The sequence below is a fragment of the Enterobacter sp. BNK-14 genome, assembly GCF_047456095.1.
Classification (GTDB): Bacteria; Pseudomonadota; Gammaproteobacteria; order Enterobacterales; family Enterobacteriaceae; genus Enterobacter; species Enterobacter kobei.
On record NZ_CP179897.1, the window covers coordinates 1,210,335 to 1,235,441 of the forward strand.

The 25,107-nt window shown below is 58.3% G+C and carries 17 protein-coding genes, 1 pseudogene and 1 riboswitch; of the genes and pseudogenes, 12 read left to right on the forward strand and 6 right to left on the reverse strand.

Annotated elements, in window-relative coordinates:
• The first annotated feature begins 171 nt into the window (after positions 1–171).
• From ACMGGM_RS05905 to yegS, 8 genes are all read left to right on the forward strand, one after another.
• Positions 172–1,374: an MdtA/MuxA family multidrug efflux RND transporter periplasmic adaptor subunit gene (locus tag ACMGGM_RS05905; RefSeq protein ID WP_063943693.1), complete on the forward strand. Its 1,203-nt coding sequence runs from the start codon at positions 172–174 to the stop codon at positions 1,372–1,374.
• Positions 1,374–4,496, forward strand: a complete 3,123-nt coding sequence (locus ACMGGM_RS05910) for an MdtB/MuxB family multidrug efflux RND transporter permease subunit (RefSeq protein WP_063943696.1) — start codon at positions 1,374–1,376, stop codon at positions 4,494–4,496. Before ACMGGM_RS05905 ends, ACMGGM_RS05910 begins: the two co-directional genes overlap by 1 nt.
• Positions 4,497–7,574, forward strand: coding sequence for a multidrug efflux RND transporter permease subunit MdtC (gene mdtC / locus ACMGGM_RS05915; protein ID WP_032636049.1), 3,078 nt, complete (start codon positions 4,497–4,499; stop codon positions 7,572–7,574). It abuts the gene before it with no gap.
• Positions 7,575–8,990 (forward strand): MFS transporter, encoded by a 1,416-nt coding sequence (locus ACMGGM_RS05920; protein ID WP_014884520.1) that lies wholly within the window; start codon positions 7,575–7,577, stop codon positions 8,988–8,990.
• Entirely contained in the window at positions 8,987–10,390 is a 1,404-nt protein-coding gene (gene baeS / locus ACMGGM_RS05925) for a two-component system sensor histidine kinase BaeS (RefSeq protein ID WP_023330891.1), read from the forward strand. Before ACMGGM_RS05920 ends, baeS begins: the two co-directional genes overlap by 4 nt.
• On the forward strand, positions 10,387–11,109 hold the full coding sequence (gene baeR, locus ACMGGM_RS05930; protein ID WP_014884522.1) for a two-component system response regulator BaeR: 723 nt from the start codon (positions 10,387–10,389) through the stop codon (positions 11,107–11,109). The genes baeS and baeR overlap by 4 nt, the downstream gene beginning before the upstream one ends.
• Positions 11,110–11,277: 168 nt before the next feature.
• Positions 11,278–12,639, forward strand: coding sequence for a tRNA 5-hydroxyuridine modification protein YegQ (gene yegQ, locus ACMGGM_RS05935; protein WP_008500866.1), 1,362 nt, complete (start codon positions 11,278–11,280; stop codon positions 12,637–12,639).
• A 248-nt stretch (positions 12,640–12,887) separates the two neighbouring features.
• Entirely contained in the window at positions 12,888–13,787 is a 900-nt protein-coding gene (yegS, locus tag ACMGGM_RS05940; RefSeq protein ID WP_023330892.1) for a lipid kinase YegS, read from the forward strand.
• A 53-nt stretch (positions 13,788–13,840) separates the two neighbouring features.
• On the opposite strand, the gene fbaB is transcribed toward yegS, so the two are convergent.
• Positions 13,841–14,893, reverse strand: a complete 1,053-nt coding sequence (gene fbaB / locus ACMGGM_RS05945; protein WP_014170857.1) for a class I fructose-bisphosphate aldolase — start codon at positions 14,891–14,893, stop codon at positions 13,841–13,843.
• A 250-nt stretch (positions 14,894–15,143) separates the two neighbouring features.
• On the opposite strand from fbaB, the gene ACMGGM_RS05950 reads away from it, so the two are divergent.
• The 3 genes and pseudogenes from ACMGGM_RS05950 to ACMGGM_RS05960 all read left to right on the forward strand — a co-directional run bounded on the left by ACMGGM_RS05950 (position 15,144) and on the right by ACMGGM_RS05960 (position 18,371).
• On the forward strand, positions 15,144–16,421 hold the full coding sequence (locus ACMGGM_RS05950) for a nucleoside permease (RefSeq protein WP_023330893.1): 1,278 nt from the start codon (positions 15,144–15,146) through the stop codon (positions 16,419–16,421).
• Positions 16,418–17,421, forward strand: a pseudogene (locus ACMGGM_RS05955) (ADP-ribosylglycohydrolase family protein). The gene ACMGGM_RS05950 and the pseudogene ACMGGM_RS05955 overlap by 4 nt, the downstream one beginning before the upstream one ends.
• A complete protein-coding gene (locus tag ACMGGM_RS05960) occupies positions 17,418–18,371 on the forward strand; it encodes a PfkB family carbohydrate kinase (protein WP_045135119.1) in 954 nt (317 codons plus the stop codon). The pseudogene ACMGGM_RS05955 and the gene ACMGGM_RS05960 overlap by 4 nt, the downstream one beginning before the upstream one ends.
• On the opposite strand, the gene ACMGGM_RS05965 is transcribed toward ACMGGM_RS05960, so the two are convergent.
• From ACMGGM_RS05965 to ACMGGM_RS05985, 5 genes are all read right to left on the reverse strand, one after another.
• Complete coding sequence (locus tag ACMGGM_RS05965; RefSeq protein WP_023330895.1) at positions 18,345–19,091, reverse strand: GntR family transcriptional regulator; 747 nt, start codon at positions 19,089–19,091, stop codon at positions 18,345–18,347. The two genes, ACMGGM_RS05960 and ACMGGM_RS05965, sit on opposite strands and share 27 nt — an antisense overlap.
• 42 nt (positions 19,092–19,133) lie before the next feature.
• Entirely contained in the window at positions 19,134–19,934 is an 801-nt protein-coding gene (thiD, locus tag ACMGGM_RS05970) for a bifunctional hydroxymethylpyrimidine kinase/phosphomethylpyrimidine kinase (protein WP_045268768.1), read from the reverse strand.
• The gene (thiM, locus tag ACMGGM_RS05975; protein WP_063943702.1) at positions 19,931–20,701 is read right to left on the reverse strand and encodes a hydroxyethylthiazole kinase; all 771 of its coding nucleotides are present in this window, start codon (positions 20,699–20,701) and stop codon (positions 19,931–19,933) included. The genes thiD and thiM overlap by 4 nt, the downstream gene beginning before the upstream one ends.
• A gap of 35 nt (positions 20,702–20,736) precedes the next feature.
• Positions 20,737–20,833, reverse strand: a riboswitch (TPP riboswitch).
• Positions 20,834–21,111: 278 nt separating this feature from the next.
• Positions 21,112–22,545, reverse strand: a complete 1,434-nt coding sequence (locus tag ACMGGM_RS05980) for a glycoside hydrolase family 32 protein (protein WP_047027520.1) — start codon at positions 22,543–22,545, stop codon at positions 21,112–21,114.
• A 16-nt stretch (positions 22,546–22,561) separates the two neighbouring features.
• Positions 22,562–23,803 carry an MFS transporter gene (locus tag ACMGGM_RS05985; protein ID WP_014884531.1) on the reverse strand — a complete coding sequence of 414 codons (1,242 nt, stop codon included), beginning with the start codon at positions 23,801–23,803 and terminating at the stop codon, positions 22,562–22,564.
• 238 nt (positions 23,804–24,041) lie between these two features.
• Between ACMGGM_RS05985 and ACMGGM_RS05990 the strand changes: the two genes are divergently transcribed.
• Positions 24,042–25,049, forward strand: a complete 1,008-nt coding sequence (locus ACMGGM_RS05990) for a LacI family DNA-binding transcriptional regulator (protein WP_014884532.1) — start codon at positions 24,042–24,044, stop codon at positions 25,047–25,049.
• The last annotated feature ends 58 nt before the right edge of the window (positions 25,050–25,107 follow it).

Genomic DNA, 25,107 nt, shown 5'->3' on the forward strand with positions numbered 1-25,107 from the left:
CCCACAAAACCCTCGAACCGTAGGCCGGGTAAGCGAAGCGCCACCCGGCGAAAAAAAGCACCACACTCAGACAATTCCAGACAGTCTTCCATATTTCCTCCATTTTTCCGCTGTGTTGCCTGACTAAACTAGTATCATTCCCCGAAGTATTCAGGATGAGAACGTATAACGATGAAAGGCCGTAATAAATCCCGCTGGGCAATCGCCGCTGGCATCATTGTGGTGGCAGTTGCCGCCGCCTGGTACTGGCACAGCCAATCCGCAAACTCTGGCGCACCCGCCGGTGCCAACAGCGCATCACAGCGCCCGGCAGGTGGTGGCCGTCACGGTATGCGAGGCGGTGCGCTGGCGCCGGTTCAGGCAGCTACGGCGGTGAGTAAAGCCGTTCCGCGTTATCTGACGGGGCTCGGAACCATTACCGCCGCTAACACCGCCACGGTGCGTAGCCGCGTCGATGGTCAGCTCATTGCGATCCACTTCCAGGAAGGTCAGCAGGTTAAGGCCGGTGACTTACTGGCGGAGATCGACCCAAGCCAGTTTAAAGTGGCCCTCGCCCAGGCGCAGGGACAGCTCGCGAAAGACAAAGCCACCCTTGCCAACGCCCGGCGTGATTTAGCGCGCTATCAGCAGCTGGTAAAAACCAATCTGGTCTCCCGCCAGGAGCTGGACACACAGCAGTCGCTGGTCAGCGAAACGCAGGGCACCATCAAAGCCGACGAAGCCGCCGTGGCCAGCGCCCAGTTACAGCTCGACTGGAGCCGCATCACCGCACCGATTGACGGGCGGGTTGGTCTGAAGCAGGTCGATATCGGCAACCAAATCTCCAGCGGAGATACCACGGGCATCGTGGTGATCACCCAGACTCACCCGATTGATTTAGTCTTTACCCTGCCGGAAAGCGACATTGCGACGGTCATTCAGGCGCAAAAAGCCGGGAAAGGCCTGGTGGTGGAAGCCTGGGACCGCACCAATAAACAGAAGCTCAGCGAAGGTAGCCTGCTCAGCCTGGATAACCAGATCGACACCACGACCGGTACCATTAAGCTGAAGGCCCGCTTTAACAACCAGGACGATGCCCTCTTCCCGAACCAGTTCGTCAACGCGCGAATGCTGGTCGCGACCGAAGAGAACGCGGTGGTGATCCCCACCGCCGCGCTGCAGATGGGTAACGAAGGCAACTTTGTCTGGGTACTGAACAGTGAAAACAAAGTCAGTAAGCATCTGGTGAAAACCGGGATTCAGGACAGTCAGACGGTGGTGATCGGCGCCGGGCTTTCCGCTGGCGACCGCGTGGTCACCGACGGTATCGACCGTCTGACCGAAGGGGCGAAAGTGGAAGTGGTTGAACCTGCGAAACAGGGAGCGGCCTCCTAATGCAGGTTATGCCTCCCGTCGCTACAGGTGGGCCGTCACGCCTGTTTATCCTCCGTCCTGTCGCCACCACGCTACTGATGGTGGCGATCCTGCTGGCCGGGATTATCGGCTACCGCTTCCTGCCCGTCTCGGCGCTGCCGGAAGTGGATTACCCCACCATTCAGGTGGTGACGCTTTATCCCGGCGCCAGCCCTGACGTGGTGACGTCCGCCATTACCGCCCCGCTGGAGCGCCAGTTTGGGCAGATGTCGGGCCTGAAGCAGATGTCCTCCCAAAGCTCCGGCGGGGCCTCTGTCGTGACGCTACAGTTCCAGCTGACGCTGTCGCTGGATGTCGCCGAGCAGGAAGTTCAGGCCGCCATCAATGCGGCCACCAACCTGCTGCCGTCGGACCTGCCTAACCCGCCGGTCTACAGCAAAGTAAACCCGGCGGATCCGCCGATCATGACGCTTGCCGTCACCTCCTCCGCCATGCCAATGACGCAGGTGGAAGACATGGTCGAGACCCGCGTGGCGCAAAAGATTTCTCAGGTCTCAGGCGTCGGTCTCGTCACGCTGGCGGGCGGGCAGCGCCCGGCGGTGCGCGTTAAGCTTAATGCGCAGGCGATTGCCGCACTGGGGCTGACCAGTGAAACCATCCGCACCGCCATCAGCAGCGCCAACGTTAATTCGGCAAAAGGCTCGCTGGACGGCCCAACCCGCGCCGTCACGCTCTCTGCCAACGATCAGATGCAGTCCGCGGATGAATACCGTCAGCTGATTATTGCTTACCAGAACGGCGCCCCGGTGCGTCTGGGCGATGTGGCGACGGTGGAGCAAGGGGCGGAGAATAGCTGGCTTGGCGCATGGGCGAACAAGCAGCAGGCGATCGTAATGAACGTCCAGCGCCAGCCGGGCGCCAACATCATCGAAACCGCCGACAGCATTCGCACCATGCTGCCGCAGCTGATCGAAAGCCTGCCGAAGTCGGTCAGCGTGAAGGTGCTTTCCGACCGCACCACGAACATTCGCGCGTCGGTCACCGATACTCAGTTCGAACTGATGCTGGCGATTGCCCTGGTCGTGATGATTATCTACCTGTTCCTGCGCAACGTCCCGGCAACCATTATTCCCGCCGTCGCCGTGCCGCTCTCGCTGGTTGGCACGTTTGCGGTGATGGTGTTCCTCGATTTTTCAATCAACAACCTGACGCTAATGGCGCTCACCATCGCCACCGGCTTCGTGGTGGACGACGCCATCGTGGTTATTGAGAACATCTCGCGCTATATCGAGAAAGGCGAAAAACCGCTGGCGGCGGCGCTGAAAGGGGCGGGTGAGATCGGCTTTACCATTATCTCGCTGACCTTCTCGCTGATTGCCGTGCTGATCCCGCTGCTGTTTATGGGCGATATCGTCGGGCGACTGTTCCGCGAGTTTGCCGTCACGCTGGCGGTGGCCATTTTGATCTCCGCCGTGGTGTCATTGACCCTGACGCCGATGATGTGCGCCCGCATGCTGAGCCACGCGTCCCTGCGCAAGCAAAACCGCTTCTCGCGCGCCTCCGAGCGGATGTTCGAACGGATCATTGCGGCGTATGGTCGCGTGCTGGCCAAAGTGCTGAACCATCCATGGGCCACGCTCGGCGTGGCGCTTGGCACGCTGGCGCTCAGCGTAATGCTGTGGATTTTTATCCCGAAAGGCTTCTTCCCGATTCAGGACAACGGCATTATTCAGGGAACCCTGCAGGCGCCGCAGTCGGTCTCCTTCGCCAATATGGCGCAGCGTCAGCAGCAGGTGTCTGAGATCGTCATGAAAGACCCGGCGGTAGAGAGCCTGACGTCCTACGTTGGCGTCGACGGCACCAACCCGTCGCTGAACAGCGCCCGTCTGCAGATCAACCTCAAACCGCTGGATGAGCGTGACGATCGCGTCAATGCCGTTATTGGACGGCTGCAAAGCGCCGTCGCTCGCGTCCCGGGCGTGGAGCTTTATCTGCAACCGATACAGGATTTGACCATTGATACCCAGGTCAGCCGCACGCAGTACCAGTTTACGCTGCAGGCCACCACGCTGGATGCCCTCAGCACCTGGGTGCCGCAGCTGGTCGATAAGCTAAAAACCCTGCCGCAACTTAACGATGTAAGCAGCGACTGGCAGGACAAAGGGCTGGCCGCGTATGTGAACGTCAACCGCGACACGGCAAGCCGTCTCGGCATTACCATGGCGGACGTGGATAACGCCCTGTATAACGCGTTTGGGCAGCGACTGATCTCCACCATCTACACCCAGGCGAATCAATACCGCGTGGTACTGGAGCACAACACGGAAAATACACCCGGTCTGGCCGGGCTGGATTCGGTGCGCCTGACCAGCAAAGACGGGGGGATTGTGCCGTTAAGCGCTATCGCCACGGTGGAAGAGCGCTATACCCCGCTGTCGATTAACCACCTGGATCAGTTCCCGTCCACCACGATTTCCTTCAACGTGTCGGACAATTATTCGCTCGGCGAAGCGGTGGAGGCGATCCAGGCGGCTGAAAAAGCGCTCAGCTTCCCGTCCGATATTCAGACCCAGTTCCAGGGCAGCACGCTGGCGTTCCAGGCCGCACTGGGCAATACCATCTGGCTGATTGTCGCCGCCGTCGTGGCAATGTACATCGTGCTCGGCGTGCTGTACGAAAGCTTTATCCACCCGATCACCATCCTCTCTACCCTGCCGACGGCAGGCGTGGGGGCGCTGCTGGCATTAATGCTGGCGGGCAGCGAGCTGGACGTGATTGCCATTATCGGCATCATCCTGTTAATTGGGATCGTGAAGAAAAACGCCATCATGATGATCGACTTTGCGCTGGCCGCCGAACGCGAGCAGGGCATGTCACCGCGTGAAGCCATCTTTCAGGCCTGTCTGCTGCGTTTTCGTCCAATCCTGATGACCACGCTGGCGGCCCTGCTTGGCGCGCTGCCGCTGATGCTCAGCACCGGCGTCGGGGCGGAGCTGCGCCGTCCGCTGGGGATAGGCATGGTCGGCGGTCTGCTGGTGAGCCAGGTATTGACCCTGTTCACCACTCCGGTGATTTATCTGCTGTTTGACCGTCTGGCGCTGTGGACGAAAAGCCGCTTCCCGAAACGTGAAGAGGAGGCGTAAGTGAAGTTTTTCGCCCTCTTCATTTATCGCCCGGTGGCGACGATATTAATCTCGCTCGCCATCACCCTCTGCGGCGTGCTCGGTTTCCGGCTACTGCCGGTGGCTCCCCTGCCGCAGGTGGATTTCCCGGTGATCATGGTCAGCGCCTCGCTGCCGGGCGCCTCACCGGAAACCATGGCGTCATCCGTCGCCACGCCGCTGGAGCGCTCGCTCGGGCGGATTGCCGGGGTCAACGAGATGACCTCCAGCAGTTCGCTCGGCAGTACGCGCATCATTCTGGAGTTCAGCTTCGACCGGGATATTAACGGCGCAGCGCGCGACGTGCAGGCCGCCATCAACGCCGCGCAAAGCCTGCTGCCGAGCGGGATGCCGAGCCGCCCGACCTACCGCAAGGCCAACCCGTCCGATGCGCCGATCATGATCCTGACGCTGACCTCCGATACCTATTCTCAGGGGCAGCTTTACGACTTTGCGTCCACCCAACTGGCGCAGACGATCTCACAGATTAACGGCGTCGGTGACGTGAGCGTCGGCGGGAGCTCCCTGCCCGCCGTGCGCGTGGGATTAAACCCGCAGGCGCTGTTCAATCAGGGCGTGTCGCTGGACGATGTGAGATCCGCCATCAGCAACGCCAACGTGCGCAAACCGCAAGGGGCGGTTGAGGACAGCAGCCACCGCTGGCAGATCCACACCAACGACGAGCTGAAAACTGCAGCTGAATATCAGCCGTTGATTATTCACTACAACAACGGCGCGGCGGTACGCTTAAGCGATGTCGCCAGCGTGACGGACTCCGTGCAGGACGTACGCAACGCCGGGATGACCAACGCCAAACCGGCTATCCTGCTGATGATTCGTAAGCTGCCGGAAGCGAACATTATTGAGACGGTGAACAGCATTCGCGCCCGCCTCCCGGAGCTGCAGGAGACTATCCCGGCCGCGATCGATCTGCAAATTGCCCAGGATCGTTCCCCGACCATTCGCGCCTCGCTTGAGGAGGTGGAGCAGACGCTGGTGATCTCCGTCGCACTGGTGATCCTGGTGGTATTCCTGTTCCTGCGCTCCGGTCGGGCGACGCTGATCCCGGCGGTGGCCGTGCCGGTGTCGCTTATTGGCACCTTTGCCGCCATGTACCTGTGCGGGTTTAGCCTCAATAACCTGTCGCTGATGGCCCTGACCATTGCGACGGGTTTTGTGGTGGATGACGCTATCGTGGTGCTGGAGAACATTTCCCGCCATCTGGAAGCGGGCGTGAAGCCGCTTCAGGCCGCACTGCAGGGGACGCGCGAGGTGGGCTTTACGGTGCTCTCCATGAGCCTGTCCCTGGTGGCGGTGTTCCTGCCGCTGCTGCTGATGGGCGGCCTGCCGGGTCGGCTGTTGCGGGAGTTTGCCGTCACGCTTTCGGTCGCCATCGGCATCTCGCTGCTGATTTCGCTGACGCTCACGCCGATGATGTGCGGGTGGATGCTCAAGCGCAGCAAGCCGCACTCCCAGCCGCGTCGCAAAGGCTTTGGCCGTTTCCTGATGGCGATGCAGGAAGGCTATGGCAAATCGCTGAAGTGGGTGCTCAACCATACCCGGCTTGTCGGCCTGGTGCTCATCGGCACCATTGTGCTCAACGTCTGGATGTATATCACCATCCCGAAAACCTTCTTCCCGGAGCAAGATACCGGCGTGCTGATGGGCGGCATTCAGGCGGACCAGAGCATTTCGTTCCAGGCGATGCGCGGCAAGCTGCAGGACTTTATGAAGATCATTCGTGAAGACAACGCCGTGGATAACGTCACCGGCTTTACCGGCGGATCGCGCGTCAACAGCGGGATGATGTTTATCACCCTCAAACCGCGCAGCGAGCGCAATGAAACCGCCCAGCAGGTGATCGACCGCCTGCGGGTCAAGCTCGCCAAAGAGCCGGGGGCCAACCTGTTTTTGATGGCCGTTCAGGATATCCGCGTCGGCGGGCGTCAGGCTAACGCCAGCTATCAGTACACGCTGCTCTCGGATGATTTGGCCGCCCTGCGCGAGTGGGAACCGAAGATCCGCAAGGCGCTGGCCGCCCTTCCAGAGCTGGCGGACGTGAACTCCGATCAGCAGGACAACGGCGCCGAGATGGCCCTGACCTACGACCGCGAAACCATGTCGCGGCTGGGCATCAACGTTGAGGCCGCCAACAGCCTGCTAAACAACGCCTTCGGCCAGCGCGAGATCTCGACCATCTACCAGCCGATGAACCAGTACAAGGTGGTGATGGAGGTGGATCCGCGTTATACACAGGACATCAGCGCCCTGGACAAAATGTTTGTGATTAACAACGACGGCAAGGCGATACCGCTCTCCTACTTTGCCAGCTGGCAGCCAGCCAACGCGCCGCTGTCGGTAAACCACCAGGGGCTGTCAGCGGCGTCGACCATCTCCTTCAACCTCCCCGCCGGTTCGTCGCTTTCCGAAGCCAGCGATGCGATCAACCGTGCGATGACGCAGCTCGGCGTGCCGTCCACCGTGCGCGGCAGTTTTGCCGGCACCGCGCAGGTGTTCCAGGAGACGATGAACTCGCAGGTGATTTTGATTCTGGCCGCCATCGCCACGGTCTACATTGTGCTGGGTATCCTGTATGAGAGCTACGTTCACCCGCTGACTATTCTCTCGACGCTACCCTCCGCGGGCGTGGGGGCACTGCTGGCGCTTGAGCTGTTTGGTGCGCCATTCAGCCTTATCGCGCTCATCGGGATCATGCTATTGATCGGTATTGTGAAGAAAAACGCGATTATGATGGTCGACTTCGCGCTGGACGCCCAGCGTAATGGCAATCTCTCCCCGGAAGAGGCGATCTTCCAGGCGTGCCTGCTGCGTTTTCGTCCGATCATGATGACCACCCTGGCGGCACTGTTTGGTGCGTTGCCGCTGGTTGTCTCGGGCGGCGACGGGTCTGAACTGCGCCAGCCGCTGGGGATCACCATTGTCGGCGGCCTGGTGATGAGCCAGCTGCTGACGCTGTACACCACGCCGGTGGTCTATCTGTTCTTCGATCGCCTGCGGCTGCGTTTTTCGCGTAAAAACAGATCCACGGTGACCGAGTAAATGACCGACCTCCCCGCTAACGTTCGCTGGCAGTTATGGATAGTCGCCTTCGGCTTCTTTATGCAGTCGCTGGACACGACCATCGTCAATACTGCCCTCCCCTCCATGGCGAAAAGCCTGGGGGAGAGCCCGCTGCATATGCATATGGTGATTGTCGCCTACGTGCTGACGGTTGCCGTCATGCTGCCTGCCAGCGGCTGGCTGGCGGACAAAGTGGGCGTGCGAAATATCTTCTTTACCGCCATCGTGCTGTTCACCACCGGCTCGCTGTTTTGCGCTCAGGCCAGTACCCTCGACCAGCTGGTCATGGCGCGCGTGCTGCAGGGCGTTGGCGGGGCGATGATGGTGCCCGTCGGGCGGTTAACGGTGATGAAGATTGTCCCGCGCGAGCAGTACATGGCGGCGATGACCTTTGTCACCCTGCCCGGCCAGGTGGGGCCGCTGCTGGGCCCGGCGCTGGGCGGGATGCTGGTGGAATACGCCTCGTGGCACTGGATTTTCTTAATCAACCTGCCGGTGGGCATCATCGGCGCGATTGCCACCCTGGCGCTGATGCCGAACTACACAATGCAGACGCGTCGCTTCGATTTCTTCGGTTTCATTCTGCTGGCAGCGGGCATGGCCACGCTCACCCTGGCGCTCGACGGACAAAAGGGGCTGGGGATCTCTTCCCTCATGCTCGGTGTTCTGGTCGCCCTCGGCATCACCGCGATTCTGTGGTACCTGTGGCATGCCAGAGGAAACGATCGGGCCTTGTTCAGCCTGAATTTGTTTAAAAACCCGACCTACCGTCTGGGACTGCTGGGAAGTTTTGCCGGACGTATTGGCAGCGGCATGTTGCCGTTCATGACCCCCGTTTTTCTGCAAATCGGGATGGGATTTTCACCGTTTCACGCGGGCCTGATGATGATCCCGATGGTGCTCGGCAGCATGGGCATGAAGCGCATCGTAGTGCAGGTGGTGAACCGCTTTGGCTATCGTCACGTGCTGGTGGCCGCCACGCTGGGGCTGGCGCTGGTCAGCCTGCTGTTCATGGCCGTGGCGTTAATGGGCTGGTTCTACGTTCTGCCGCTGGTCCTGTTCTGCCAGGGGATCATCAACTCCATGCGTTTCTCGTCGATGAATACCCTGACGCTGAAAGATCTGCCGGACGAACTGGCGAGCAGCGGCAACAGCCTGCTGTCGATGATCATGCAGCTCTCCATGAGCGTGGGGGTGACGATCGCCGGACTGCTGCTCGGCATGTACGGCCAGCACCATCTCAGCGTCGATACGCCGGTGGCGCATCAGATCTTTTTATATACGTATCTCAGCATGGCGGTCATCATCGCCCTGCCCGCATTCATCTTCGCCAGAGTGCCGGATGATACCAGCAAGAACGTCGTGATTAGGCGCGGCAAAAGGAGTGGCTCATGAAATTCTGGCGACCGGGGATCACCGGCAAGCTCTTTGTGGCGATCTTCGCCACCTGTATCGTCCTGCTGATCACCATGCACTGGGCCGTGCGGGTCAGCTTTGAGCGGGGTTTTATTGATTACATTAAGCACGGCAACGAGCAGCGTCTGCAGGGCTTAAGCGATGCGCTGGGCGAGCAGTACGCCCAGCACGGCAACTGGCGTTTTCTGCGCAACAATGACCGCTTTATTTTCCAGATCCTGCGCTCGCTGGAGCACGATACCGGGGACGATCGTCCCGGCCCGGGCATGCCGCCGCACGGCTGGCGCACCCAGTTTTGGGTCATTGACCAGGAGATGCGCACGCTGGTTGGCCCGCGCGCACCGATTCCGCCGGACGGCACCCGGCGGGCGATTAAGGTCAATAACGCCACTGTCGGCTGGGTTATCGCCTCCCCGGTGGAGCGCCTGACGCGCAACACCGACATCAACTTTGATCGCCAGCAGCGCCGGACCAGTTGGCTGATTGTCGCTCTCTCCACCCTGCTCGCCGCGCTCGCCACCTTCCCCCTGGCGCGCGGTCTGCTCGCCCCGGTAAAGCGGCTGGTGGAAGGGACGCACAAGCTGGCCGCCGGGGATTTCACCACCCGCGTCGATACCCGTAGCCAGGACGAACTCGGCCGGCTGGCGCAGGACTTTAACCAGCTCGCCAGCACGCTGGAGAAAAACCAGCAGATGCGACGCGACTTTATGGCCGATATTTCTCACGAACTGCGCACGCCGCTGGCGGTCCTGCGCGGCGAGCTGGAAGCCATTCAGGACGGTGTGCGTCAGTTTACGCCTGAATCGGTGGCCTCTCTGCAGGCGGAAGTGGGCACACTCACCAAGCTGGTGGATGACCTCCATCAGCTCTCTATGTCCGACGAAGGTGCACTGGCCTACCAGAAGGCGCCGGTTGATGTGATTAACGTGCTTGAAGTTGCCAGCGGCGCCTTCCGGGAACGGTTTGCCAGCCGCAACCTGAAGATCGATCTCTCCCTGCCGGACAGCGCGGTGGTGTTTGGCGACAAAGACCGTCTGATGCAGCTCTTCAATAATCTGCTGGAAAACAGCCTGCGCTATACCGACAGCGGCGGCGGGCTGCATATCTCCGGCAGACAGGAAAACGGGCGCTTCGCCCTCACCTTCGCCGATTCCGCTCCAGGGGTGCAGGATGCGCAACTGGACAAGCTGTTCGAACGTTTTTACCGGACCGAAGGCTCCCGCAACCGTGCCAGCGGCGGATCCGGCCTGGGGCTGGCGATTTGCGTTAACATCGTCGAGGCGCATAATGGAACGATCCGCGCCGCCCATTCGCCTTTTGGCGGGGTTAGCATTACAGTAGAGTTACCTCTGGAACGGGATTTATCGAGAGAAGCATGACCGAGTTACCGATTGACGAAAACACGCCACGTATTTTGATTGTCGAAGACGAACCCAAGCTGGGGCAACTGCTGATCGACTATTTACGCGCGGCCAGCTATGCCCCGTCACTGATAAGCCACGGCGACCAGGTATTGGCGTACGTGCGCCAGACGCCGCCGGACCTGATCCTGCTGGACCTGATGCTACCGGGTACCGATGGCCTGACCCTGTGCCGGGAAATTCGTCGCTTCTCCGACGTGCCGATCGTCATGGTCACCGCCAAAATTGAAGAGATTGACCGCCTGCTGGGCCTCGAAATCGGCGCGGACGATTACATCTGTAAACCCTACAGCCCGCGTGAAGTGGTCGCCCGGGTGAAAACCATTCTGCGCCGCTGCAAACCGCAGCGCGAACTACAGGTGCTGGATGCACAAAGCCCGCTGATTGTCGACGAAAGCCGTTTCCAGGCAAGCTGGCGCAGTAAGCTGCTGGACCTGACGCCTGCCGAATTCCGCCTGCTGAAAACCCTCTCTCATGAGCCCGGGAAGGTATTTTCCCGAGAACAGCTGCTGAACCATCTGTACGATGATTACCGCGTGGTGACTGACCGCACCATCGACAGCCACATCAAAAACCTGCGCCGCAAGCTGGAGGCGCTGGACGCCGAGCAGTCGTTTATCCGCGCGGTGTACGGCGTGGGGTACCGCTGGGAAGCGGATGCGTGCAGGATAGCCTAGTCAGCCGCGGGTCAACGTAAGCCGGGTAAGGCGAAGCCGCCACCCGGCACAATCACTTTACCTCCCTGCCCCTCAGCGCTACAATGCCCGCCCTTAAAGTGGGGGATCTCCCCTTACCGCTGCACCTGGTGCATGCGGATCTGACCTGTCATCAGAACGAGAACAAACATGTTTAAACCGGAACTCCTTTCCCCGGCGGGAACGCTGCAAAATATGCGTTACGCTTTCGCCTATGGTGCCGACGCCGTTTACGCGGGCCAGCCTCGCTACTCGCTGCGCGTGCGTAACAACGAATTCAACCACGAGAACCTGCAGCTCGGCATCAACGAAGCGCATGCCCTTGGCAAAAAATTCTACGTGGTGGTCAACATCGCGCCGCACAACGCCAAGCTGAAGACGTTCATCCGTGACCTGAAGCCGGTGGTGGATATGGGGCCGGACGCGCTGATCATGTCGGACCCGGGTTTAATCATGCTGGTTCGGGAGAACTTCCCGGAGATGGATATTCACCTCTCGGTACAGGCTAACGCCGTCAACTGGGCGACGGTGAAGTTCTGGAAGCAGATGGGGCTGACCCGCGTTATCCTGTCTCGCGAATTGTCCCTTGAAGAGATCGAAGAGATCCGCACTCAGGTGCCGGATATGGAAATCGAAATCTTCGTTCACGGCGCGCTGTGCATGGCCTACTCCGGCCGCTGCCTGCTTTCCGGCTATATCAACAAGCGCGACCCGAACCAGGGTACCTGCACCAACGCCTGCCGCTGGGAATACAACGTCCAGGAAGGCAAAGAGGACGACATCGGCAACATCGTCCACAAACATGAGCCGATCCCGGTGACCAACGTTGAGCCGACGCTGGGCATCGGCGCACCAACCGACAGCGTGTTTATGATTGAAGAAGCCAAACGTCCGGGCGAGTACATGACCGCCTTTGAAGACGAACACGGCACCTACATCATGAACTCGAAAGATCTGCGCGCTATCGCCCACGTTGAGCGCCTGACCCAGATGGGTGTGCACTCCCTGAAGATCGAAGGCCGCACCAAATCCTACTACTACTGCGCGCGTACCGCGCAGGTCTACCGCAAAGCCATCGACGATGCGGCAGCCGGTAAACCGTTCGATACCAGCCTGCTGGAAACCCTGGAGGGTCTGGCGCACCGCGGCTATACCGAAGGCTTCCTGCGTCGTCACACTCACGATGACTACCAGAACTATGAGCACGGCTACTCCGTTTCCGAGCGCCAGCAGTTTGTCGGTGACTTCACCGGCGAGCGTAAGGGCGCACTGGCGGCCGTGGCGGTGAAAAATAAGTTCACCAAAGGCGACAGCCTGGAGCTGATGACCCCGCAGGGCAATATGAACTTCACGCTGGAGCATCTGGAAAACGGTAAAGGCGAAGCGATTGAGGTTGCCCCGGGTGACGGTCATACCGTCTGGCTGCCGGTTCCGGAAGAGGTGGAGCTGAAATTCGCGCTACTGATGCGTAATTTCAACGGTGAAAGCACCCGAAACCCACACGGTAAATAGTTAATCAGGGGAATTTTTTCACGGTGGGATAATTCTTAGAATCGGATCACATACCGCTTCGTTCAATACGGGTATTATCCCCCCGCTGAAAAACATAACCCATAAATGCTAGCTGTACCAGGAACCACCTCCTTAGCCTGCGTAATCTCCCTTACGCGGGCTTATTTTTTGCCTTTCATCCTGTTCTTACCCGCTTTTTGCCGCTCTGCTATACACTCTTACTAACGCTAAAAAAGGGAGCAGCGCGGATGGCAACCTATCCAGACAGTTTATTGATTCTCAATGGCAAAAGTGCAGGCAACGATCTGTTGCGTCAGGCAATTCAGGGGTTGCGTGACGATGGCGCACGTATCCACGTGCGGGTAACCTGGGAAAAGGGCGACGCGGCACGCTATATCCATGAAGGCTTAACGTTAGGCGTCAGCACTATTATTTCCGGCGGCGGCGATGGCACCATCAATGAGATCGCCTCTGCGCTTATCGACCTTCCCCCGGCTGACCGCCCGGTGATGGGCATCTTACCGCTCGGCACCGCCAATGATTTCGCCACCAGCGCCGGGATCCCGGAAGATTTAGAGAAAGCACTCCAGCTGGCCATCCTTGGCAAAGCCACCGCGGTAGATATTGCCCAGGTGAATGACAAAACCTGCTTTATTAATATGGCGACGGGCGGATTTGGCACGCGCATCACCAGCGAAACGCCGGAAAAGCTGAAGGCGGCGCTGGGCGGCGTGTCTTATCTGATCCACGGTCTGATGCGCATGGATACCCTTAAGCCAGACCGCTGCGAAATTCATGGCGAGGATTTTCACTGGCAGGGAGATGCGCTGGTGATTGGGATTGGCAATGGCCGTCAGGCAGGCGGCGGACAGCAGCTCTGCCCGGAGGCGCTGATCAATGACGGCCAGCTCCAGCTGCGAATTTTCACAGGTGACGGCCTGCTGCCCGCGCTGTTTACCACGCTGACGCAGCCCGAAGAGAGCCCGAATATTATTGCCGGGAAATCGGCATGGTTTGAGGTGAATGCCCCGCACGGGATGACCTTTAATCTCGACGGCGAACCGCTGAGCGGGACGCAGTTCCGCATTGAGGTATTGCCCGGCGCGCTGCAGTGCAGATTGCCGCCGGACTGTGTGCTTTTGCGCTGATTGTATTGCCGGGTGGCGGCTACGCCTTACCCGGCCTACGTTTCGTCCTCAGATCAGGCAATCGTTACTTTGCTGTCCAGATAGACGTCCTGAACCGCATTGATCAGCTTCACGCCGTCGGCCATCGATTTCTTAAACGCCTTACGGCCCAGGATCAGCCCCATGCCGCCCGCGCGTTTGTTAATAACCGCTGTACGCACCGCATCTGACAGGTCAGTGTCGCCCCCTGCAGCCCCGCCGGAGTTGATCAGCCCCGCGCGGCCCATATAGCAGTTCGCCAGCTGGTAGCGCACCAGGTCGATTGGGTTTTCGCTGGTCAGCTTGCTGTAGACGCGATCGTCGGTATAGCCGAAGTTGACCGCTTTATAGCCACCGTTATTCTCGGCCATTTTCTGCTTCACAATATCCGCGCCGATGGTCGCGGCCAGATGGTTCGCCTGCCCGGTCAGGTCAGCGGAGACGTGGTAATCTACCCCGTCTTTTTTGAACGCTGAGTTACGCAGGTACGCCCACAGCACGGTGACCATACCCAGCTCGTGCGCACGCTCAAACGCCGCAGAGATCTCTTCAATCTGACGGCGGGACTGTTCAGAGCCAAAGTAAATCGTCGCGCCAACGGCCACCGCCCCCATATTGAACGCCTGCTCGACGCTGGCGTAGAGGGTCTGGTCATATTCGGTTGGGTAGCTGAGGGTTTCGTTGTGGTTCAACTTCACGAGGAACGGAATGCGGTGGGCATAGCGACGCGAGACGGAGGCCAGCACGCCGTAGGTGGACGCCACGCAGTTACAGCCCGCTTCTATCGCCAGTTCAACGATGTTCTTCGGATCGAAATAGAGCGGATTCGCGGCAAAGGAGGCACCCGCCGAGTGTTCAACGCCCTGGTCTACCGGCAGAATAGAGAGATAGCCGGTGCCACCCAGTCGTCCGGTGTTATAGAGCGTTTGCATATTTCGCAGAACCGCTGGCGGACGGTTGTTATCCACCATCACCCGGTCAACATAGTCATGACCAGGCAGGTAAAGCTGGTCGGCTGGAATGGTCATACAACGATGCTGTAAAAGGCTGTCGGCGTCTTTGCCAAGCAACTGCGCAATATCAGTCATGTGATACTCCCGTAAATCCGACATCGTGTCGGTGTGTGTTTATCCCGTCCCATTTTTTATGGGCAGACTAAGCCTGGTACCGACTTAACCGATTTTCCACCCTTTGCATTTTTTTTCAGCACAATCTGCTGGCTCGATTCGTGTACAACAAAACTGTTACATTGATCAAACAATCGCCACAAAGGTATTTAAAAGGTATTATTGAGTGGTATGTTAAAGGCGTACCCTCACTGACATGCAGGATTAAAAAATGAAAACGAAAGTCCAACTGTCATTCATGATGTTCGTTGAATGGTTTATCTGGGGCGCCTGGTTTGTGCCATTGTGGCTGTGGCTGAGTAAAAGCGGGTTTACCGCCGGGGAAATCGGCTGGTCTTATGCCTGTACCGCCATTGCCGCTATCCTCTCGCCTATTCTGGTCGGCTCGCTGACGGACCGCTTCTTCGCCGCCCAGAAAGTGCTGGCGGTACTGATGTTTGCCGGTGCCATTCTGATGTACTTCGCCGCGCAGCAAACCCAGTTCAGCACCTTCTTCCCGCTGCTGCTGGCTTACTCCCTGACCTATATGCCCACCATCGCACTGACCAACAGTATCGCCTTCGCCAACGTGGGCGATGTCGAGGCCGATTTCCCGCGCATCCGCGTGATGGGAACGATCGGCTGGATCGCCTCCGGGCTGGCGTGCGGGTTCCTGCCGCAAATGCTGGGCTATAGCGACATCTCGGATACCAATATTCCGCTGCTGATGACGGCAGCCAGCTCCGCCCTGCTCGGTGTCTTTGCCCTGTTCCTGCCAGACACGCCGCCGAAGAGTACCGGCAAGCTGGATTTCAAAGTGATGCTGGGGCTGGATGCCCTTATCCTGCTGCGTGATAAAAACTTTCTGGTGTTCTTCTTCTGCTCATTTTTATTCGCCATGCCGCTGGCCTTCTATTACATCTTCGCCAACGGCTATCTCACCGAAGTGGGAATGAAAAACGCCACCGGCTGGATGACGCTCGGTCAGTTCTCCGAAATCTTCTTTATGCTGGCCCTGCCGTTCTTCACCAAACGCTTTGGTATTAAGAAGGTCTTACTGCTGGGTCTGATTACGGCCGCCATTCGCTATGGATTCTTCGTTTACGGCGGCGCGGAACAGTACTTCACCTATGCCCTGCTGTTCCTCGGTATTCTGCTGCATGGCGTGAGCTACGACTTCTACTACGTTACCGCGTATATCTACGTGGATAAAAAAGCGCCGGTGCATATGCGCACCGCCGCGCAAGGCCTGATTACGCTGTGCTGCCAGGGTTTTGGTAGCCTGCTGGGTTACCGCCTGGGCGGCGTGATGATGGAAAAAATGTTCGCCTACAAAGAGCCGGTGAATGGGCTGACCTTCAACTGGGCCGGAATGTGGACATTCGGTGGGATCATGATTGCCGTGATCGCCGTGCTGTTTATGCTGTTTTTCCGCGAATCGGACAAAGAGATCACTGCAATTGAGGTGGTTGATGGCGATGCCGCGCTGACACAAGGGGAAGTTAAATGAAGCAAGAACGTATTCTCGGCGCCCTTTACGGGCAGGCGTTAGGCGATGCGATGGGCATGCCGTCGGAGCTGTGGCCGAGAAAGCGCGTTAAGGCGCACTTCGGCTGGATTGACCGCTTTTTACCCGGCCCGGCGGAGAATAATGCGGCCTGCTATTTCAAACAGGCAGAGTTCACCGACGATACCTCAATGGCGCTGTGCCTGGCGAATGCGATTATCGAATGCGACGGGCAGATTGATGCGGATGTTATCGGCAAACATATCCTGCACTGGGCGCTCGATTTCGACGCGTTTAATAAGAACGTGCTCGGCCCGACGTCGAAAATCGCGCTCAACGCGATCCGTGACGGGAAACCGGTCAGCGAACTGGAAAACAACGGCGTGACCAACGGGGCGGCGATGCGAGCCTCCCCGCTGGGCTGCCTGCTCCCGGCCACGCGTCTGGAACATTTTGTGGAGCAGGTGGCGCTGGCCTCCAGCCCGACCCATAAATCGGATCTTGCCATCGCCGGTGCGGTGGTGGTTGCCTGGGCGGTTTCCCGCGCCATCGACGGCGAACGCTGGCAGAACATCGTCGATGCCCTGCCGGGTATCGCCCGCTATGCGCAGGAGGCGAAAACGACCACCTTCAGCGCATCGCTGGCAGCGCGTATTGAGCTGGCACTTAAGACCGTGCGGGAAGCTAACGGCATCGACTCCGCCAGCGAGCAGATTTATCAGCTCACGGGCGCGGGAACCAGCACCATCGAATCCGTTCCGGCGGCCATTGCGATGGTCGAACTGGCGGAACCGACCCGAACCGCTGCGCGGTCCTGTGCGCCAACCTGGGCGGCGACACCGACACCATTGGCGCGATGGCAACGGCCATCTGCGGGGCGTTGCATGGTGTGCAGGCGATTGATCCGGCGCTCAAGGCCGAGCTCGACGCCGTCAACCAGCTCGATTTCGGCCACTATTGCGAAAAACTGCTGCACTACCGGGAGCAAAGGGAGGGCGTATGAACTCGTTTGCCCGACGTCTCGAAACCTTGTATGCCACACGCCCGGTGACGGTGCTGGGCGCGGCGGTGATTGACGTCATCGCCGACGCCTACGCCCTGCCCTGGCGCGGGTGCGATATCGAGCTTAAACAGCAGGGTGTGAATATCGGCGGCTGCGCGCTGAACATTGCCATCGCCCTGAAACGACTCGGCATTGCGGCACAAAACGCCCTTCCCGTCGGCCACGGCGTGTGGGCGGATATTATCCGCAACGCGATGGCAAAACAGGATTTGCACAGCGCCGTGGAGGCCGAAACCGGCGACAACGGCTGGTGCCTGGCGCTGGTAGAGCCTGACGGCGAGCGCACCTTTATGTCGTTTAGCGGGGTGGAGAACCAGTGGCAACCGGGCTGGCTTGATACGCTGTCTGTACCATCACACAGCCTGGTTTATTTGTCCGGATATCAGCTGGCCTCACCGTGCGGTGAGCTGCTGACGAGCTGGCTGGAAGGGTTACAGGAGGTGACGGCATTGATCGATTTCGGCCCGCGCATCGGGGATATTCCAGACCCCCTTATGGCGCGGATTATGGCCTGCAGGCCGATCGTGTCGCTTAATCGTCAGGAGGCAGAAATTGCGGCAGAAAGACTGGGGGTGAAGCCTGAAAACCTCGGCGTGGCATGGCAGCGGCGTTTCGGCGCCGCGCTGATTGTCCGTCATGATAAAGACGGCGCGGCCTGGTATGACGGTGACGCTTCAGGCGTTGTTCCGGCGTTTCCGGCCACGGTCGTGGATACCATTGGCGCAGGCGACAGCCATGCGGGCGGCACGCTCGCCGGGCTGGCGGCAGGATGGTCACTGGCAGATGCCATTCTGTTGGGGAATGCCGTGGCGTCCTGGGTGGTCAGCCACCGCGGCGGTGATTGCGCCCCCACTCGCGAGGAACTACTCCTCGCACACAAAGACGTATAGATCGCTACGACAGTAGCTGATGCTGTACTCAATCGGCCGGTGTTGCTGGTCAAGCGCAACCTGCTTGATCACCAGCACCGGTATTTTTTCGTCCATCTTGATGTGCGCCTGAAACTCGCTGTCCGGCATACGGGCGCTCACCCGTGAACGGGTACGCTGCGGGAAAATATTCTGACTGCGGAAGTAATCGTACAGCGAAATACCAATCGCATCCGGATCGGGAATTAACCCGACCGGCACCCAGGACTCTTCAATCGACACCGCGTCGTCGTCAACATAGCGAATGCGTTTCAGCATGAACACCTCGCTTTCAGGCTCGAGCGACAGCTGGCTGGCCACCTCTTCCGGGCATTTTACCACCCGTTTATTGACCCACAGCGTGTTGGGCGTTTTACCGCGCAGCACCACCTGCTGAGAAAAACCGCGCGCCTCTTTCAGCGAATATTCGAAGATGTTGTGGATTTGCGTTCCGTAACCCCGGGCACGCGTTACAACGCCCTCAGCTTCCAGCGCCTGCATCGCTTTGCGCACGGTGATGCGCGACACGCCGGTTAACTGGCTGAGATCGCGTTCGCCGGGCAGAATATTCCCGTGCTCCAGCACCCCGCTGCGCACCGCGTTTTTTACCGTTTCGGCAAATTTCAGGTACAGCGGTGTGTTATCAGCCGCGGCGATCCGTTCATTCAGTTGAGCGATTAATCGGGTATGCGCTTGTTCCATCTCTGTTTTCTCAGACGTGGTGTTTCCTGCCAGTATACTGGCTTACCACCATGCATGAAAATGATGAACCGGCCCAATACCGTGACCGACTTCCAGAGTATCGGCTTTTGCCAGCGCCGCCGAGAGCCAGGTCTTCGCTTCGCGTACCGTATCGGCCCAGTTGTCATGCCGTGGACGCAGCGCCGCCAGCGCGGCAGAGAGCGTACAGCCCGTGCCGTGGGTATTTTTTGTCTGTACGCGCGGGGCGGTAAAACGCACTTCCCCCTCGCGGGTAAAGAGCCAGTCAGGGCTTTCAGCATCATCCAGGTGCCCACCTTTCATCAGCACTGCGCCACATCCCATCGCCAGCAGCGCGTTTCCCTGAGCTTTCATTTCACGTTCAGTTTGCGCATGCGATGTGCCTAACAGCGCGGCGGCCTCCGGCAGATTAGGGGTAATGAGCGCCACCTGCGGCAGCAATTTCCGGCGCAACGTCTCAACCGCGGAAGCGGAAAGCAGCGGATCGCCACTTTTTGCCAGCATCACGGTGTCCAGCACCACGTTTTGCACCTGATAACGCTTCAGTCGTTCTGCCACCGCTTCAACAATGTCCGTTTCGGCCAGCATGCCGATTTTGGTGGTATCAATGCGCACGTCGCTGAACACCGAATCAAGCTGCGCGGCAACAAAATCCGGTTCGATTCGGTAAACCGACTGCACGCCGCGCGTATTTTGCGCCACCAGCGCGGTAATCACTGAACAGCCGTACGCGCCGAGGGCCGAGAAGGTTTTCAGGTCAGCCTGGATACCCGCGCCGCCGCTGGGGTCGGTACCGGCAATGGTCAGGGCGTTAATCCGTTTCATGCCTGTTCCTCCAGCGTATCGAGCGCATCAAGGAACGCGCTGGCAAAACTGCCTGGCCCGCGAGCGTGCGTAACGGCAATCGTTCCGGCACGCTTCATCCATCCGCAGGCGGCGGCAACGTTATCCAGCCTGTCGCCCGGCAGCGAACAGCAGGCCGCGACGACGGCGGAGAGCGCACAGCCCGTACCCACCACGCGGGTCATCAGCGGGTCGCCGCCCGCAACCGTTCGGGTGCGCTGTCCGTCAGTGATGTAATCTATTTCCCCCGTCACCGCCACAATGGTATTAGTCTGACGGGCCAGCGCCTGTGCAGCTGGCACCGCGCTGACCGCGGTATCGGTGGTATCAACGCCGCGCCCACCGGCGCTCATTCCGGCAAGGGCAAGGATTTCGGAGGCATTGCCGCGAATGGCGGCCGGTTTAAGGGCAAGAATTTGGTGGCAAAAGCGGGTGCGGAACGTCAGCGCGCCCACGGCCACCGGGTCCAGCGTCCAGGGCTTTCCTGCCGCCACCGCGCTTTCAATCGCCCGACGCATCGACTGGGCGCGTGGCGAGGTCAACGTGCCGACGTTTATCAGCAGGGCATCGGCAATCCCGGCAAACTGTTCAGCTTCTTCGGCCTCAATCACCATCGCAGGGGATGCGCCAAGCGCCAGCAACACGTTAGCCGTGAAGGTCTGTACGACATCGTTGGTCATGCAATGGGTAAGCGGAGAACGGGTACGGAAATGATGTAAAACGTGTAAATCGAGCAGGTCAGGCTGCATGGGTTCGCTCCTGCCTTGCGTGAAGAAGCGATGACCGGTGAGGCATCTGACTTCCCTACGCTGGCATTATCCAGATCAGGTAATACGGGTATTTCTCAGCCTTCACAAAGAAGGGCACCCCGAGTCAAAATACTTTTAAAACAATGAGTTAATTAACGCTTATTGCTGTTGTTTAGTGTAACCGCGGCGGCGTGCCAGGCGCAAGGGGTTTCGATTTATCGCGGTACTCATCACAGCAGAGACCGGGAAAGGAATCACCTGTTCATCTTCGTTTATTACTCTGTCAGAGCAGATCGGCGGTGAGTAAAGAAGCAACGTAAAACAAAGGCGTCGCCTGTCGCCTTTTTATTTGCAGACCATACGGATTATGACGTCAGGAAATTCAGGACGTTATTCCTGACGTCATTCGTTTACCCTAATTGCCATGCTCCGGCATCGATAAGCGAAGCGGCCCCGGTCCACGCGAACAACGCCAGTTCGCGACACTCTGCATCAGGGTAAATGCGGCTGCTCAGGCACGCCTCCCCTTCATTGACAAACACTTCCACTGACGAGCTGTCAACGAACAGGCGCAGGCTTAGCGTGTCGTTCAGGTTCAGCGCGACGCTTCGGGTACCGCACAGGCCATACTGCGGATAATAACGCTCCAGCACCAGGCGCTGCATCTGCGCATCAACATAGACGCGTAAGCCATCTCCAAAACGAATGCCGTATTGCTCTGCACCGCTGTTGGCGCAATCCCACTTCAGCATGACCTCCATCGCGTCGCAGTGTTCCACCAGAGTAATCTGCTGGTTTTTAAGAGTACTTACTGGCCAGGGGAACCACTCTCCCCGGAGGCCTTCGACCTCTCTGGCCGGTCGCATTTGCAGGCGGTTATCCGCACTCAGCGTCAGTTCACGCGGTAAAGAGAGCATGCCAGCCCATCCATCTTCCTGCTCCGGCAGTGGGGATTCCCACATGTCCAGCCAGCCGATAACGATACGGCGGCCATCAGGGGTCAGGAAACTTTGTGGCGCATAGAAATCATGTCCGCGATCCATCTCCACAAACTCACCTTCTCGCACAAAAGGCTGACCAGGCTGCCACTCGCCCAACAGATAGCCACTCTGAAATAGATTACGATTTTTGTATCCTTCAGCCACCACTCCCTGAGGTGAAAACATCAGTACGCGCTTGCCATTGAGAGTGAAAAAGTCAGGGCATTCCCACATATACCCCATCTCTTTTTCTGCCACCGCAAGCACGCCCATATCCTGCCACGCGTGCAGATCTTCAGAGCGATACACGCGCACCTGACCCGTTTCGCCGTCCCGCGCACCGACGACCATGTACCAGCTCTCCCCCTCACGCCACACTTTCGGGTCACGGAAGTGATGCAGGCCAGGCGGCGTGTCAACAACCATGCCTTCCCGGCTAAAATGAATACCATCACGGCTGGTCGCCAGACACTGCACCTGGTAGAGATTTGCCTCATCATCAGGATCGCCGTGGAATTTATGTCCGGTGTAAATCAGCGCAAGCGTATCGCCATCCACCACTGCCGATCCGGAAAAACAGCCATCCTTGTCTTCTGCTCCTTCTGGCGCCAGTGCAACCGGGAGATGTTCCCAGTGAACTAAATCCTTGCTGCGCGCATGGCCCCAGTGCATCGGGCCCCACTGGGTCGAATACGGATGATGTTGATAAAAGGCGTGATACCAGCCATCAAACCAGACCAGGCCATTAGGGTCGTTCATCCAGCCAGCGCGTGCAGCGAGGTGGTAACGCGGATACCAGCGCAGGTTAAGCCCCTCGCGTCTGGACAGAAGTTCCTGCTCTGCTTTCGTAATGGAATACGTCATTGCTCTACTCTTTCGATCAGATAGTGGAAGGTTGCGGCATGAGCGGGTCAGAAGAGGACTTACCCGAGCGCAAAAGGAAGATGGAGATAAACGTGGTGCTGAACACTAACAGCCCCATAATCAGATAAGACTGGGCAAAACCGTATTTCTCATAGCTGTAACCTGCCAGCGGCGACAGGACTGAGGCAATTACCGAGCTTGTACAGGCGAAGCCCACCAGATAAAGGGTGGAAGAGAGCCGCTTATCAAAATGTAAACTGTTGTATTTAAAGATTGAGACCAGCAAAACAGGCAGTTCTACTGCGTGCAATAGTTTGGTTATGGAGATCAATACCGGCCCCTCAACCAGACCCGATGCCACCATACGCATCGCCATCACCATTCCCGCGAAAATCAGGCCATTCTTCGCGCCGAGGCGATTCACCAGCCAGGGAGCGCAGAACATCCCCGCCGCTTCAAGGAAAACCTGGAAGGAGTTGAGGTAGCCGTACATGGCGTTCCCTTCCTGCAACGTTGGGAACTGGGAGGAGAAATAGACCGGAAACTGCTGGTCGTAAACGCCGTAAATGCAGGTCCCGATTACGAAAAACACCAGCGCCCAGAAGCGTGGCAGCGTCAGCAGGCGCAGCGCGTCTTCCAGCGTGACCTTGCCGCCGGAGACCGCTTCCTGCATGGCGTGCGGTGCCGAAGAGACCCTGAGACGCGCCAGCAAAATAAAAAACACCAGTCCTGCGCAGCTCGCGACAGCGAAATTCAGCTTCGGATCGATGTTAAACAAGAGTCCCGCAAAAAAGGTCGCCACTGCCCAGCCAAGCGATCCCCACATCCTCGCTTTGCCGAATTCAAACTGGCTTTGGCGTGCCACGCGCTCGGTATAGGATTCCAGTACCCCTATCCCGCCGTTAAACGTCAAACCGATAAAAACCCCGCCGAAAATACTGCCGAGTAAAACGTTAATCTGCAGCAGATAACCAAACAGCAAAAACGCCGGACCCGAAAGAATGAGCAGACTGGTCAAAAACCAGAGCAGGTTTTTTCGCAGACCGAGCTTGTCCTGAATGAATCCATAGCAGATTTGAGCAAACAGCGCAGAGACTGAAAGCACGGCATAGATAATGCCGGTATCCCCTGCCTTTAAGCCCACTTCCTGGTGGAGCCAGATAGAAAGCAACGAGCCGGAAGACGACCAGGTCACAAAAAAGAAAAACAGTAATGCGCTCAATAAAGGGTAGCTGTGAGAGTGATGCGTTTTCATCATGACATTCTCATGTTGGAGTAATGACGCGATGGTAACGTTAACATAATTTTATTCTCATGCTGTTTGACTAAGATTTATGATGTTAATCACGAAAGTTAACGTTAACATTGAAGGAGTGCGATCGCGATCAAATATTCATCTGTGATCGCTGCACGACACAACCCTTGAACAGGCTTCCCTTTTACATCAGTTACTTAGTTGTATATTCTCTCTTACAGATCATTGACGGAGTAAGAAAATGGCTTCCCTGAAGGACGTCGCAAAGCTGGCGAACGTGTCTCTGATGACCGTATCACGTGCGCTTAACAGCCCGGAGCGCCTAAAACCGGAAACGCTGGCGCGCGTACATCGGGCCATCGAGCAGACCAACTATGTGCCCGATCTGTCCGCCAAGAAGATACGTGGTGCACATGCCTCACCTAAAACCATCGGCGTGCTGGCCCTTGATACGGTGACGACACCTTTCTCGGTGGAGATTACGCTGTCCATTGAAGAGACCGCCAGGATGCACGGCTGGAACAGCTTCGTGATGAATATGTTTAGCGATGATAACCCGGACGCCATTGTCGACCTTCTCCTGTCTCATCGGCCTGACGGGATTATTTACACCACCATGGGGCTACGTCAGGTTCCTCTCCCGGCTAAGTTGCTCACCCTGCCCTGTGTGTTGGCCAATTGCGAAAGTGACGGTGAACGGGTAGCCAGCTATATTCCAGATGACGAACTGGGGCAGTACACCGCCGTACGCGCGTTGCTTGCGGAGGGCTATCAACAACCACTCTGCCTGCATTTGCCTGCGGGCCACCTGGCCACAACCCGACGCCGTCAGGGGCTGGAACGCGCATGCCTTGAAGCGGGAATCGACCCGGATAGCCTGGAGCACAACTATATGGCGCCCGGCGATGAGCACTATCGTGACATTCCCTCAGTGTTGCTGGCGCGCATCCAGAATGGTGTCCCACGGTTCGACGCCGTGATCTGCGGCAACGACCGCATCGCGTTGATGGTCTATCAGACGCTACTGGCGCAAGGGCTTCGCATTCCCGAGGATGTCGCGGTTATCGGCTACGACAATATGGTCGGCATTGGGGAACTCTTCCTCCCTCCGCTCTCTACGGTTCAGTTGCCGCATTATGAAATTGGTCGCCTGAGCGCCCTGCATATTATTAACGGTGAGCAACACCTGGAAACCACACGTGTTGAAAGTCCATATTTAAAGCGTGATTCCGTTGCGCATGCATCCTGACCGCAGCTTTTTGCACAGGTCGCAGAAATAAGCGTGCAAAGGAGGCGGCTTACCTCCT